General features: G+C 53.6%; 10 protein-coding genes. All 10 read right to left on the bottom strand.

From position 1 onward, the window contains the following. Positions 1–137: 137 nt before the first annotated feature. Positions 138–2,324: an AAA family ATPase gene (locus tag R5L00_RS13730; protein WP_317652368.1), complete on the bottom strand. Its 2,187-nt coding sequence runs from the start codon at positions 2,322–2,324 to the stop codon at positions 138–140. A 37-nt stretch (positions 2,325–2,361) separates the two neighbouring features. Further along, complete coding sequence (locus R5L00_RS13725) at positions 2,362–3,351, bottom strand: hypothetical protein (protein WP_317652367.1); 990 nt, start codon at positions 3,349–3,351, stop codon at positions 2,362–2,364. Positions 3,352–3,485: 134 nt separating this feature from the next. Next, positions 3,486–4,142 carry a phage tail protein gene (locus R5L00_RS13720; RefSeq protein WP_317652366.1) on the bottom strand — a complete coding sequence of 219 codons (657 nt, stop codon included), beginning with the start codon at positions 4,140–4,142 and terminating at the stop codon, positions 3,486–3,488. Beyond that, positions 4,135–5,328, bottom strand: coding sequence for a hypothetical protein (locus tag R5L00_RS13715; protein ID WP_317652365.1), 1,194 nt, complete (start codon positions 5,326–5,328; stop codon positions 4,135–4,137). The genes R5L00_RS13720 and R5L00_RS13715 overlap by 8 nt, the downstream gene beginning before the upstream one ends. A gap of 133 nt (positions 5,329–5,461) precedes the next feature. Beyond that, positions 5,462–8,482 (bottom strand): putative baseplate assembly protein, encoded by a 3,021-nt coding sequence (locus tag R5L00_RS13710; protein WP_317652364.1) that lies wholly within the window; start codon positions 8,480–8,482, stop codon positions 5,462–5,464. Next, the gene (locus R5L00_RS13705; RefSeq protein ID WP_317652363.1) at positions 8,479–8,892 is read right to left on the bottom strand and encodes a GPW/gp25 family protein; all 414 of its coding nucleotides are present in this window, start codon (positions 8,890–8,892) and stop codon (positions 8,479–8,481) included. The genes R5L00_RS13710 and R5L00_RS13705 overlap by 4 nt, the downstream gene beginning before the upstream one ends. Positions 8,893–8,934: 42 nt before the next feature. After that, a complete protein-coding gene (locus R5L00_RS13700) occupies positions 8,935–9,558 on the bottom strand; it encodes a phage baseplate assembly protein V (protein ID WP_317652362.1) in 624 nt (207 codons plus the stop codon). Next, positions 9,555–10,625, bottom strand: coding sequence for a hypothetical protein (locus R5L00_RS13695; RefSeq protein ID WP_317652361.1), 1,071 nt, complete (start codon positions 10,623–10,625; stop codon positions 9,555–9,557). The genes R5L00_RS13700 and R5L00_RS13695 overlap by 4 nt, the downstream gene beginning before the upstream one ends. 14 nt (positions 10,626–10,639) lie before the next feature. Beyond that, a complete protein-coding gene (locus R5L00_RS13690; protein ID WP_317652360.1) occupies positions 10,640–11,329 on the bottom strand; it encodes a CIS tube protein in 690 nt (229 codons plus the stop codon). Positions 11,330–11,427: 98 nt separating this feature from the next. Further along, positions 11,428–13,134 carry a hypothetical protein gene (locus R5L00_RS13685; RefSeq protein ID WP_317652359.1) on the bottom strand — a complete coding sequence of 569 codons (1,707 nt, stop codon included), beginning with the start codon at positions 13,132–13,134 and terminating at the stop codon, positions 11,428–11,430. Between the last annotated feature and the right edge of the window lie 909 nt (positions 13,135–14,043).

Raw genomic sequence — 14,043 nt, 5'->3', positions numbered from 1 at the left:
GGGTCAACCTCCATCGCGTCGGTCACTTCTTCCAAACAGCTTTGGTTCCCGAGCTGTCACGGCTACTCCCTTTATGAAATCGCTGAATATCGAACGCAAATGCTTAAATGAGCCAGTAGTGATGGCAATCAATATTTCTAAATGGCAGCAATGTCTTGAAGCGCCGTTCCAACGTCGCTTTCTGCTACGAGTTTCCCCATTTTTTGGTATTCACGTTGAGTTGCCCGGATGAGATGCCGCATCCCGACTACCCCGCCGTCATCCGCCGCCAGAAATGCCGCCGACAAAGCGATATTGCGGATGTTGCCGCCCGTAACAGGAAAACTTCTTGCCAGAGATTCGATGTCGAGATTCGCTTCACGCGGCGTTTCTTTCGGCCACACTGCTTCCCAGATCCTGCGTCTATCCACCTCGCTGGGAAATGGAAACTCGACGGTGAAATGCAGACGCCTGACAAAAGCTTCATCCATGTTCTTACGAAAATTACTTGCGAGAATAACGATGCCTTCGTGCTCCTCCATTCGCTGCAGCAGGTAACCGGTCTCGATATTGGCGTAGCGGTCATGCGAGTCCTTTACTTCGCTGCGCTTCCCGAACAGCGCATCGGCTTCGTCGAAAAACAGGATGGCATTGGAAGTTTCCGCCTCGTCGAAGATACGTGAGAGGTTCTTCTCCGTTTCTCCAATATATTTGCTCACGATCATTGACAGGTCTATCTTATAGAGATCAAGTTTCAGTTCTCCCGCGATAATGTCAGCCGACATTGTTTTACCCGTACCTGATGGCCCGGCAAACAGGACGCACAGCCCTTTGCCCATCGCTAATTTTTTGTCAAACCCCCAGTCGCCATACACCTGGTCCCGATATTTCACTTGGTTGCAAATTTCGCGCAGCTGTTCGGTTCGATCCAACGGCAGAACGATGTCATTCCAGCGATATTTGGACGGGATCTTATGAGCCAGCGATGATAACTTATGGTTCGAGTGCGTTCGGCATGCGTCGTAAAGTTCCAAGGCGGAAATCCTCTGCGAATTCGGATAGCGCCAACGGGCCATACTCCATGCCGTGGCGGATGCATCATGAATCTGGCCCCGGGAAAATTTAAATTTGACGGCGAGTTCTGCAATGTCATTTGGCTCAAGGCGGGTCTCGTATTCTCCCAATGCGTCGTGCCATATTTCAGCTCGTTGCCTGGAGCTCGGCTGCGGGAGTGTAACGTCGAAATAAGTGATTGCGCGAAACCCGGGGCCCGACTCGAAGGCGATATCGGCATCGACAAAAGCCAGCGAAAGGCCGAGTTCCAGGTTGTGCATGAAATGGATGAGCGTGCTGCGGCGTTGTTCGCCACGCAGAGCTTTCACACCCTTCCAGAACAGCGCGGCTTGCTGAAGGCGGGCATCGCGCTGAATCAAGGACAGGCTTGTGTTGAATCCAGCCTCCGGTCCGGCAATGAGCCGCTCCAGGTCGACCACCAACAATCTCGTGCCCGCGTTGTGACATACCGCCTGGGCTACGCTCTGTTTATCCGCCCCGCTCGGGCCATTCAGATACACGACGACTGTCTGCGTATCCGACATATCAGCTGCAAGGCGCATCAATCGCAGCTTGATGTCATCATTTAACGGGAGGAGATCGAAACCTTGACCGGCACCCGCAGTCTCGGTGAAAGAGCGGATGCGCTCATCTAACCCTTCGGCTCCCAGCAGGTACTGGACAATATGGTCGTCAACCTGGAGGTATCGTGACAGTAATGGCCCACGTGGCTGAGGCAGGTCTTCCACGATTTCGATAAGGTTGAATCTCAGCAAGGGAGCGTCTGCGGACAAACGCCGCCTTGCGCTGATGCTGAGTTCTAGCGACGGAGCGAGCAAGTTTAATATCAGCTGGACGCCCGGGACTTTTTTGGTGACGTCATCCTGGAGGTAAGCGTAAAGCTTCTCATAGCGCAGGTCAAATTCGGCCGCCAGGCAGATCAATATGACATCGACGTCAAATTGGGTCAGCTCAAAGAGCTCTCTTAGCCTCTCCAGCCGCAGCTCCATGCCTCCGCTTAAGCTCTTTTGTTTGCGTTCCCTGATTTGTTTTTCCAGCGCGGCCAGATCGGGGCGAGCTTCTCCGGTCGCGGCCGTGACGAGCCATTGAGGCAATCCGATGGGCTTGGCCAGCAATGCGTCAATTTCCTGCTCGGAAATGTACAAACCATGGAACTGCTCATCCGCACTTCGCTGGATGTTTCGGTGCGCGATCTGAAAACGGATCAGCAGATCGATCCGTTCCATTTCGGCAAGCAAATGTGCCAACGAGTCTTTGTACGGTTTCGTCACTTTGTGTTTGCCTGGTCTGATTGGCTCAACTGACGATTTAATCCCAATAGGAGAGTTCGACGGCTACGAGCGACACCCGTATGTAACCTGTGCTACGTATGTCAATAGAAAGCGTACTGCACTCCGGATCGAGCTCCCCATCTTCGACCTCATACGTCCGGTCATATGCACCGCGTGCTATTTCCTCGTCCAGCAATTTACTCATGGGATTGTCCCTGCCGCCGAGGTGCTTCTTGTTCACAGCGTCCCAGCCTCCCCGAAACAGCGCGACTGACAGTTTTTTTTCATTCTCCTGCCCCGCGATCCTAAGGCGATGCAAGTGTGTAACACCGGGCGCAAGCGGGAAAGCCATGGTTCCTCCAGCACCGTTGGTATTAGGACTACCGTTATAATCTTTATGCGATCTCGCCTCGGTACTGCCAATCCTGAACGGGGGCGGCGCGCCCCCGGCCTGGTCTTGTGGAATCGTGGTGGGACGAAATGGCAGTCGCAACCACCCCTTGCGGAGGCTAGGGTCCAGCGCAGAGGCGGTTACCGAACCCGGCGACAGTACTGTGCGCAAATGTCGTCGATTAGTGGTGCTGATCGATTCGGCGGTAAGCTTTCCCGCTTGGTCCAGTTGAACTGTTGCCAGCACTACAGCAGATTCTTCTATGCCTGTGGAGGCGGCAACAACACCATAACATTCAATACGCCGCCGCTCTTTGGAAGGCTGTTCAGTTTCGTAACTCAACGTAATCTGGAGCAGCGAAGATGGCGCGAAAGCAGAGAGATCAAGAACCTCGGGCTGATTAATGGGTATCTCGCGCCCCCTGGCATCGATTGCGAAGCCGGACCCCACGTTTATGCTGGTATCGCTGCCACGCGTGACTTCAAGGCCACGAAGAATGCCCCATCCGTGGAGATTTAGACTGTGCCGGGCAAGCTCATTCATGTGATATTTCTGTTCGTCGATAAAATCGTCCGCCAGCAAAAGCTGCCCCTGAAAATATGCAGGTTTTTTACCGATAAGTTGTTTTTTACGCACTTCGATTCTCCCTTGGCGGCTGGCTCTTCCGGTCACACATTGTCATGCAAAAATTTGTCTGAGCGGCTTGCCGCAACCCTTCTTGTCTCACCCGAATAGTCATAATCACTCTCATAAGTCCCGCTGCCCGCTGTTCACGCGGTCGATCTGCTTTCCTCCAGGGACGAAAAAAGCAGATGAAGTTCATAAGCCGTGTGCCCCGGCTTTGCAAAATCGACAATGGCTCGAACCCGTTGTTCGAATTCACGGCGTGAGCCGGTAATTTTGGCATCGCCTCCCCTGCTGTTGACATTTACAGTCACCCGAAACCAAAAAGGCCTGTCGTCCCCGAATAGGGTGTCACTGCCTATTTTGGCAAAGCCGATAATAAATCTCTGCTCCGGCTCATCATGGATTTCAACCGCAGAGATTTCGTTAAAGCAAAGTCTCAACAGTTCTTCCAGATAAGCGCGCGTACCACGTCTGCCATAAAGCGGAGTAATTCCTGAAATAATTTTCCGCAGCTGCTGTGGTTCAAATAACGCATGGGGTGTGAACGCTACCCAGGTGGCAAGCCACGGCAAAAACCGGTCCGGGGTTCGCGCAGCGTTGTTTTGTCCCGGCTCCCCTGCCCCCGGGGAAAAGAGGCTCGGGATGTCTTGAATTTGTTGTTCGATGCCTGGCGGAGGCATGTTGCTCGAAAAGAGTATTTCTTCGAAGACGCCTAGCAAACGGTGAAGGTCGCCTGACGCGTCAGAAGCTCGATAGATAGCCGGGAGGCTATCGAGTAGCCGCTCCCCGGGCTTACCCATTGTTTCCCCCGCTTGTCTTCTTTTTTGCGATGGGGACGATGTTTCCTTCCGCTACCTGCAGGCGCAGTAGTTCCCACGGTCTGAGCACGATGGAAACAAGTTTGCCCTCATCGTTCCGTTGCAGCCGACCTGGTCCAAGGGAACCCGGTCCTCCAAGCAGAGTATCTACGCCGATAGTCGAATGACGGTCGATTTGAATCCCCAAAGCGGCTTCGGTAGAGTCAAGGTTCTGACTCTCGGTCGTCATCTGGAGGATAGTTATATCGTCAACGAAATCGACCCCCGGGGTAGCATCAATAGCTCCGACCACTTCGGACACGTGCAAAGGCCGACCAAATGGCCACCCATTGTCCTGCCGCCCTTGCCCGAAGCCGTCGCCAAACGCGCCCGTCAGGTTATCTCTTATGCGACGCGAGACATGCTCCATCAAATGGCCAGGCTTAAGAGCCAGGGCGATGCGAATTGCAAGATACAGATAAATGGGCGCAACCACATGGATGCGCGTGGTGAGCAGGCATCTTGGCAGCAAATCCTTCTTTACCGTCTCATTCACTTTTGCCGCTTGATGAGGTGTAAGTTCTCGCTCTGGCGCGACTACGATACTGACATGAGCGCGGTTATCTGACGTTCTGGATGGGGGACGACCGGTTTCAAGATCTACCCCGGGTATGCAAAGCGTCCGAACCCGCGCCGATTCGAGATAGCGGCTTGCTGCCGTCGCCGCAAATCGCTCAAAATCGGCAGCGGTGACAGCACATTCGTTTTGCGTTACGTCATGAACGATATATTCAATTGCCTGCGAGAGTTCGTCCGGGCCCGCCTTTACTAGCGCATACTCAATCGCCCTTTTTACGTCTGCGGGTTCTGCTGTTTCAAGTTCACCTGAAGCGTCCTCTCTTGCTCCCGCGAGTAATCGCAGGAATCGGGATCTTTTGTCCTGGGCCAGCCCTTCCCAGTTCGACCCAGTAAGCAGTTTCAGAAACTGTACTTTACTGGCTGGCGAAATTCGTCCTATCCGGTAAACCAGGATCTCCGTGAAATACGCCAGGAGCTCGATAATGGTTACGCCCGGGTCCGACGGATTGTGGTTGGTCCATTGGGGTGCCACGGTAGGCAATAGTGCAAGACCTTCTCGTACGAGGTCATCAAAGCTACGGTCGTCAAGATCGAGCGTTGGTATGCTCATCGCGGCATGCCTAAACCAGTGTTCCCGTGCCGTCCGTACTGAGCGTAGCGGAATAGAGAAGTCCTCGGCCTCCCCATGTCATGCTTATGGAGGCGGGTGTGAGGAACTTTCAAACCAAACATCGAAAGTCGCATTAACATAGGCGCACCTCGTGCTTGCCTGAGCATATGAGAAACGTTTCTCCAAGCAACAATCCCGGGCGTTCTTCCTCGCTTCTTAGCGTTAACGTACGAATGTGATCCAGTCCTTCTATTGCCTCGAAAGAAGAATAGATGTCCGATACATGCGGCCGCTCCCCGAATTGCCATCCGCCGCCGCCCTGCCCGCCAGTCAGCGGATGGAGAAAATCGCGTAATCGCTTTTCGCACTCCTCCACCACCCCCACCGTTGAATGGCCGGGCAGACAACCAATTTCTGCCAGTACACTGACGCGGACGTATTCGGGCCCGACTACAATCAAATCCACTCCGACGGGTCGCCTCGCGTCGAGAAATGCCTTAACTACCTTCACCAGATTATAGGAAGGCCGTGGGCATGGATCCGCAATGCGAGGAACAATAGTTACACTGACGACACCGGGCTTTAGATCACGCTCTGTTGGCACATCCAACAGATCACGCGTTGCGATACATTTGGCATACGCAACCTCAGGCGAGGCTTTGCGCGCGAGTTCTGCGTAGTCATTAATGCACACTGCCCGATCGCGATGCCGGAGGCCCGCGGCGGTGCCGTCGCTTAGCGATTCAAGCCCCTCTGTATCCTGCCCGCCCATGGCAGGTTCATAATTGGTGGCCGATTCAACATAGGGAATCGTCGTATGAAGTCGAGTGATCGTTCCCACAGGCCGGTTTCCGCGCACGCCTCCGCCGGTACGATATTCGTGCAGCCGGACGTTATTTGCCCCCGGCGGCGGAATTCGACCGTTCCTGCCATCCCCGAATTGAATGCGGCCCGTAAGACGGTCAATAATAAAATGGCGAGAATGTGAGTCCGAAAGAGAAAAATCTTCGACGCAAAACCAGCGTGTCCATTTCTCATTTGTGGGACGACCCGCGTCAGTAAATGAATGGGTTTTTTCCTGGAATTCGCTTTCCGGCCATGTTTCGGTATGGCCGTTGGCACTCGGCTCTCGCACTTGCAATGTCACCTCGCCTATGACAGGCAAACGCAATGCATAAAATATCTGCCCTGGTTTGCCGTTACTCGATCCCAGGATCTCATCCGCCAGTCGTACCGTCTGTGAGGCGAGCACAGTATTAAGCAGCAATCTCCGAGGACAGGGACACACCCCTGGTCGCGTGGAATCCCAGATGACGCGCAGCCACAAGAATTTTTGTTGGGGATCAAGTGCCGAGTCGTACCATTCAGATATTTCTGCAGGCAGATGCATGTCAATTGTGCCGGGAGCGTTTAATCCCTGGGTCTGGTCCTTGATGGCGCAATCACGCCAACCCGCTGCGGTGCGTGCCTGCCAGCGAGGTATAGCAGACGCGTCGGAGCGAATATCGCGGCTGAACACCCGTTTGCACGCTGCATCCGGCACGAAATAAAGCGTTATGGTCCGGCCTGCCAACGACGTAAGAAACCCTCCCCTATTCGGTGTGACCACATCGGACGTTTTCGTCCCGGGGATGGTTAAGCCAAGGTAAAGCAAAAATGCGCCTTCCTCAGGGAGCGGGAACGGATTAAACGACTGGGGGAATGCGAAGTCTATCTTTTTGAACTGAAAATTGCTTTCTACAACCAGACTCTCGGGCTCCACGGGCCCGAGCTTTTTGACCGATGTCATTTGCATTGTTGCGATTGAAGGCGGGGCCATTGGGGGATATGCTTCATTGGCAGTCGACCGGTCGGCGGAAATGTAGCTGCCTCCAACCAGTCGTACCCGTATCCAACCGCCCTGCTTCCCATTTATCGCTGTTGGTATGACATCATCCGGGAGGGCAAACTGGAGCGCGCCGTCCTGCGTCAGCGCACGTGTACCGTCCCTGCAATCCACCATCACCCAACCCCGCCTGGTGGAGCATTCCCAAAGTAATTTGGGATTGCCGTGATTGCTGACCGCCGGGATTGGGGAATCTTCACGGCCCATAGGATTAGTGAGCTTTATGTCGAGAGAAATGTGAGCGCCGCTAAGTGTAAAACTCTCGGAAAGCGCGAAAAAAACGTCACCAAAACGAGGTCTTTCTCCAAGGGGGAAAAAATCTCGGGTAACATCTAGTGGAATAGTCCCGTTATAAGCGGCCTCGATCGGCGCTGATGCGGGACGAGCAAATCCGGATATCTCTATTCCCGTGATTCGAATGAGATGCGCGTTTCCCCGTCCAGTCGAAGTTTGCGGAGACCTGAGTTGATTCAGACGGCAGGTAAGCCAACGGGCTGACATGGAAGCGATTGTCTGATTCGGCCATTTTTCGGGTGGGGCAAAGGTTATTTCGCCGCTGCGCGTCAGCCCAACCGTCGTGTCTGATATTGCTGGCAATAAAACGGATGCGTCAGCGGATTCCACGAACCACTCAACGCTGATATCCGGTGCGATTTCGCCGGGTTGGTCCAGGGCTATCTTGAGTTTCAATTCCGTCAGATTGGACGTACCAATTACCTGACTCTGACAAATGTGGAGGGAACGCTTTAGCGGAATAGCGCCAACCATGAAAAAAGGCTCCTCGACGTCAGCGGAGGACGCTGGAGAGGTTATGCTGCTGACATCAGAATGGGCAAGCTCTCGAGTATCGACAGCTACCGCTCGCACGAGTGCAGCCTGCACCAGTGGAAGATCTTGGACCGTCTCGAACACAACCGTGTCGCTATCCGCCGATGCAGAAACTTGTGTGAATCTAGGTACGACAATTCGAAGATTTGGCGTCGCTCCGCTCACAGCCTTGAATGAAAGTGCGACATGTGCTGGAAGTGCAGGCGCTGGCGTCGCACCAAGCATGCTTAGAAAAGCGCGATGATGGCTTTCCGGTACTCGATTCAGCCGCTCGATCAGGATTCCGCAATAACGTGCAAGGACCCGAACCAGTCCGTCTTTCATAAGATCTCCACCCTCCTGTATGAAACCGACCTTTTCGAGGCGACTCATGGCGATGGCCCGGATTTCTTCTTCTGAGCACGCCTGCTCGCGGATAAGGGGCGGCCCGACGGTACTCATGTAAGAGGCCTGTCCAGATAGAATGGGTACACCATGTTATAACGGTTGTCGGTGGTCCGGACCCGATAGTCGATAAAGATCATCAGTTGCTCGCCTCGATCACCCCCGGTGGAACTTTCGACGCCCAATACATCTATTCGCGGCTCCCATTTCTCCAGTGCCTCGCGCACCTCGAATTCTGCCATGGCCCGAGTACCGGCGTTATTGACAGCAAACACCAATTCGCTCAGCCCGCTACCGAAATCCGGACGCATGACTCTTTCACCTTTGGCGGTGGACAGGATAATGACGATGGATTGCCGGACGCTTTCCTCATATTCTGCGATGACAAAGTGGGCCGATGCCTGCGCCGAATCATCCGCCCGCTTAACCGGGAATCCCCAGCCGACTCCAAGAACCGGTATGGACATGCCTTTTTCCTTTTTGAATTTCTCGTATCGAAATGACTATGATTAATTGATATTGACTAAGGCACCCCTGATGTTTACCTGCGCATTCGCGGAAATATCCACGCCTGCCTGTGATTTCATCTCGATTCCGATACCGCTGAACGTGATCTTCCCGGTATTGGAAGTGATTTCGATGTTTCCTTTCGCCTCAATAAGGATTTTGTTTTCCGACGTTGTGATCACGATTTTGTTGTCACCGCTTTTATCGATAATCTCAACGCTTTCTTCTCCTGATTTGTCGCATAGCCGCAATACGTGGCCACTACGCGACTTGATGCCCCGATTGTCGTTTGCTCCGTCTGAATTACTCTCATGCGGCTGATCCTTGCCACCCCACAGCGAGCCAACTATATAAGGGTGATCGATGCTCCCGTGCTCGAACGCGAGCAGTACCTCGTCGTCAATTTCCGGCAAAAAGTAGGCGCCTCGGCCTTTCCCCGCCATGGGGCTGGCGACACGGGCCCAATTGCTTTCGTCACAATGACTGAGCCAGGGAAAGCGAACCTTGACTCGATGCATGTTGTCGGGATCACGATTATTTGTGACGATACCCACCACAACACCGAAACATTTTCCACCGGAATCGCGACGGGCCAGCAAGTCATACAGGAGATCAGCGTCCATCATGTTGCGTTCCTTTGTGCTGAAAAGGCGGTCCGATACCCCTTTTTCCGTGAAAAACGGTGTTCTGTAGAGCAAACGTAATAGAGGCCGCTGAAGCGCTTTCCGATACCTTCGATTTTTACCACGGTTCCGGGTCGTAGCTTGGGGTCGCCAATACATACGCCCTGTGCCTTGATGTAGCCAAGGGCGATTTCTCGGAATTTCTGTTTGGCCATTTGATCGGCCTCCGCCTGGCTATGCACAGGATCAGTAACCTTCGTGCTTGCAGTATGTGAAAACAACTTCTTCACGTTGGATGGGCCGGAAACATGTCCTCCCATTAACGTTGATTCATTTCCGGCGACGGCCCGTCCCACGATTTCCTTTTTATCGCTAGGGTTCCAGCCACGAACATTGAGTTCCTGAACCTGCCCCATCGTTGTCATCCGGGGGCGGAATTCTAGTAATTCTATGTCACGCCTTAGGGTTAGTGCGGCTGTATCCTTGATTTTGCGGGGGCGGAATAACAAAGAACGATCTTCTACGACGACTTCATAGTCAATACGCTGTGCCCGCCCAAGCAGGAACTCGAGATCAGTCTGGTTATGCTGCAGTACGTACGGCAAAGTCACTTTGGTATCCACCACCTGAGGCCTCAACCCAGCGCTTGCAGCCAACTTGCCTGCTATATCGCTGTCCTTTAGATTGGTAAAGGATAAGGTTTTACGCTCCCGCATCAGTCTGTGCCGGCGATCGTAGCCGCGAACTGTCAAAGTGGGAGGACGTGCTTCCGGAAAGTCGGGTTCAAGGCCCGTAATTTCGCCGCTCAACACAGGCTTCAAGTTGTCGCGATAACCCAATTCAATCTCGACGGGGTTGCCCTCTCGAAACAAGTCCGCGTCCATCCATTTCACCTGCATATTGGCTGAATCCCATCCTGGAACCGTAATAGCAAACATACTCATCGCATCCACGTCATCCAGCACATCTATGGAAACAATATCGGCAACAGCTTCGTTAGGGAGCGGGGAGCCATTGATATGAACCGCGAACTCCGGCGCGAGGGTATCAAATTGGTCTCGGGCTGCCATGGTAAATTTCGAGTTCAAGAGGCCCGCAGGGCGGGCAAGAGCAGTACGGACCCAGGGTATAGATCTGTAGGGTCCTCAATACCATTAGCACGAGCGATGGACCGCCATTTGCGTGTATCCCCATATTCCTGTGCCGCAATAGTCGCTAGGGTCTGCCCCCGCTTGACCACCCACACCTTTGCAACATCGGACGATAATAAATCCTGTTTTTGCAGATCATCAGAATTTTGCCGCCACTGCTTGAAGGTACATTTCGCTGTTGCACGCACCGGTATACCCTCTTCCGTGAAGAGGGTGAACACCAAATCAAGTTGCTGCAATACCCCTTGAAAAAAAATTCCCATCTCGCCCCACTTGAGCCGGCATAAGGGTGGGCGATGCTTGGTGCCGTGCTTCTCAACAGTAGTAAGATGATGCAACTTGCTTGTGTAGTCCTTCACAACGCTACGCTTTGGTAAATAAGGACTGTCATAGGTGTCGAAGAACAAATCGACGCCGAGCGTACCCGGCTCAGATCCAGTGAACTGCAGCTCAGGACAGTCGCGTTTTGTGACAGGCTGTGACTTCCATTGTGCGCTGCGGCTTGTTGAAAGACGATCGGGATTAAATTTAGCTTCGATAAAGCATGCGGGGTTCTTCTCATCAAATTGAAATTGACCGCCCGGCAGTTCTATCAGTATTCCGAGTCTTGCTAAAGGTCCCATTTACGCGTTTCCTCGTATTCTCTCTGTGAGAACTGGCAGGGGGTGGCCCCTTTCCAGCCTCACCTTCGCACTATCGACTGATGAATCTGGGCAGTTTTCTAAGGCCATTTTGCTAATCCCCTCCGTTCCCGCTCGATAACAAGCCGCTCAGCCATAATGCGCCAAGCCCGCTCCGCAACTTCATCAGCATTGGACCCGCCAGACGAAGACTCGGTGACTCCTGATGCCTTGTGGCTATGATGATCATTATTCATATTGCTTGAATGATCATGAGGAGCGGGCACCACGCCATAACGCTCCCCATCAGAGTCCGGCCGTTCTCCGGTACTGGTTTCAGAGCGTCGCATGACTTGGTTCTGTCTCTGTTGTAAATTTAACAGCGGCCTTTCACGGAAGCCGAACGGCCCTTTACTGTTCAAAGAAGTCATTCCAAAGGAACTAACGCTAGCCTGAGAACGATCACTGGGCTCCTTGGTACTGGGGCCACCATTACTCTCGATCATATTGAGCCTACGAAATGGAAATCTGGCTAGACTCATCTGCGTCGCGATAGGCAGCCCTACTGATGTAGGGCGAGAGCTTACATAGGAACGCTGCTCCAGGTGAAAGTTAAGTTCCGTCATAGGAGGTTTCAAAAATGTTGAGGTCGGATGAAACGTCGGGCTCGGAGCCCTGTTGGCGGCAACAGCACCTGTGCTGCTTGCATCAAGGTTACCGGAAATGGTAGAGATCGGCGCTTGCTGGGAATGCTGGGAGTGAAACTGTCTGGGAGCGACCGGCCCCCAAAGAAGCCCAAACTCCGGCTGGGCGGCGAAGTTGCCAGAAACGGTGGGGGCCCCGCGATTTTTGCCTGAAGTGACACCGACAAGTCGGGCAATGGCGGGTGACGTGGTATGATTTTTTACGCTAGCGGTGTATTGAGCGCCGTCATTCTGAGGGGCGACAAGCCTGTGGAACCGAAGGGCTTGTCCTGCCAAGCCATGCAGGTGTGCCAATCCGCGCCTCGACAAGTGATCTGCTGGCGGCGGCGCAATATGCCGACGGAGGTAGGGCAGTGCTGAAGGGTCATACGGTGTAAAACCGACCTCTAAATGCGTCAAACTCCGAATTGGAGGGGTATGAAAGCCTGCACGGAGAGGGTTAATGGTTTCGCGCCACGCTGCATTGAGGTCTTTTTTGTCTACCTCACCATACTGCCGAGGCTCCCCACTTGATAATCGTTGATTGCTCGGCTGCTGTTGTGCTTCTGGTGACGACGAATAACTAAGCTTGGTCAACTCGGAGGGCCGTCGTACAGCCTCGCCATTCTCGGCCGTTGCCCTGTTGATGCTCGATTTTAAAGGTCGATGGGATTCGCCTATTGACTTTGCCGACACCGATAATGTGGGGCCATGGGGTAAGTGGTCGGATCGTTTTGGAAATGACCATGCGGTAAGGCGATGAGCCTCAGGTTTTTTTAAACCGGCTCCGGGCGCGAGCGGCCTCAAGCCCGACCTGATGAGGGTGTGTACCGGGTATGCCCGGTGCGTGCTTTTTAAGGCAGCCCGCTGCTCAAAAAAATTTGATAGGCTTCCCGAATAATGATCGGTGCCGAGCCGCGCCGCCAAATGTTTAGAAGAAGGCGGTATTAGCTCACCAGCCGCCCCGAAGGTTGTGGATGGGGATTTGTTTGTTCGCCTAACAATTGAAGCCTCGGGAAGCGAAAGCTCGACATTTGGCGTTGAATCGCCATTGGTTTCGCCGCCCATCTTTTCAAAAGATGATGTTACGCCGATCTCGGGTGGTCTCGATTTGCCCGTGTCCATCAAGATGGTGCCGGAATGACTGTGTAGCGACGACGTGGGCATCGAAATTTTGCGGCTCGCCCTGAGCACATCTTGATGACCTGGTTCCAAGCTTATGGCGCGACTCAGGGGTAATGAACTGCGGGCAAGTCTATTTGATCTACCAACCGAGGAGACATTATCTCGTTTTATACGCGAGAGCTCTGCCGACATCGGATGCCCGCGCAGTCGTGTTAGTGAAGGTGCTGGCAAGACCGTGTCAACGCCATGTGGGGAGTTATGCTCAATATCATCACCATGAACTTCTCCTTCTGCACGTCCGCTGGCGTGGGAGTATTGAGATAACTCGAGGCTTTCCGCCGCCCTTGGCAGTGGTCCAGGTCTGGCGGAACTACGCCCTGTTTGAACGGGAATGGTGATCGGTGGGTTCTGCCTTGTCCGGGGCGCTTGTCCCGCTATATATATGAGGTTTACGTTATCTTTTCCACGTAACCCCGTTGACCGCGCCACTGATAGTCCAGCAGTAGCGGGTAGATCAGCGGCTGCGTCAAGCCCCATTAAACCGTGAGCTTTCTTCGAACTGAGGTGTATAGCCCCACTGCCAAGGGTATCTTCAGGATGGGCTCCGGCACTCGCGAAGCTGAGTTCAGACGCCAACGCGAGCCTTGACAGTGGGCGAATACTTCTGGCTGCCCTCATGGGAAGCAACGGAGCAGCACTTACGGTATCCTGCCGGGTGGTGTGATCCATTTCGTCAGGCTTCCCCCACGGCAACCCCACTCCCCTCTTGGCGAGCATCTCAGGCTGACCACCTTCCGTATGGGCGCATCGACGCATCCGTTTCCAGAAGCGATTTACTCGAAATATAAGATCGGGTTTGCCCAAAGAAGGTCCGGAATAAGGGGTTGAGCGAGCAATGAGATTATTTCC

Source organism: Nitrosospira sp. Is2, from assembly GCF_033095785.1.
In the GTDB taxonomy this organism is placed as follows: domain Bacteria; phylum Pseudomonadota; class Gammaproteobacteria; order Burkholderiales; family Nitrosomonadaceae; genus Nitrosospira.
Note: the sequence above shows the minus strand (reverse complement) of the source record. Positions and strands in the feature narration are given on the sequence as shown.

Bases quoted from the DNA above. Each gene is read 5' to 3' on its own strand.
- R5L00_RS13720 (WP_317652366.1), bottom strand. From the start codon at position 4,142: ATGGGTAAGCCCGGGGAGCGGCTACTCGATAGCCTCCCGGCTATCTAT.
- R5L00_RS13715 (WP_317652365.1), bottom strand. From the start codon at position 5,328: ATGAGCATACCAACGCTCGATCTTGACGACCGTAGCTTTGATGACCTC.
- R5L00_RS13710 (WP_317652364.1), bottom strand. From the start codon at position 8,482: ATGAGTACCGTCGGGCCGCCCCTTATCCGCGAGCAGGCGTGCTCAGAA.
- R5L00_RS13705 (WP_317652363.1), bottom strand. From the start codon at position 8,892: ATGTCCATACCGGTTCTTGGAGTCGGCTGGGGATTCCCGGTTAAGCGG.
- R5L00_RS13700 (WP_317652362.1), bottom strand. From the start codon at position 9,558: ATGATGGACGCTGATCTCCTGTATGACTTGCTGGCCCGTCGCGATTCC.
- R5L00_RS13695 (WP_317652361.1), bottom strand. From the start codon at position 10,625: ATGGCAGCCCGAGACCAATTTGATACCCTCGCGCCGGAGTTCGCGGTT.
- R5L00_RS13690 (WP_317652360.1), bottom strand. From the start codon at position 11,329: ATGGGACCTTTAGCAAGACTCGGAATACTGATAGAACTGCCGGGCGGT.
- R5L00_RS13685 (WP_317652359.1), bottom strand. From the start codon at position 13,134: ATGGACACGGGCAAATCGAGACCACCCGAGATCGGCGTAACATCATCT.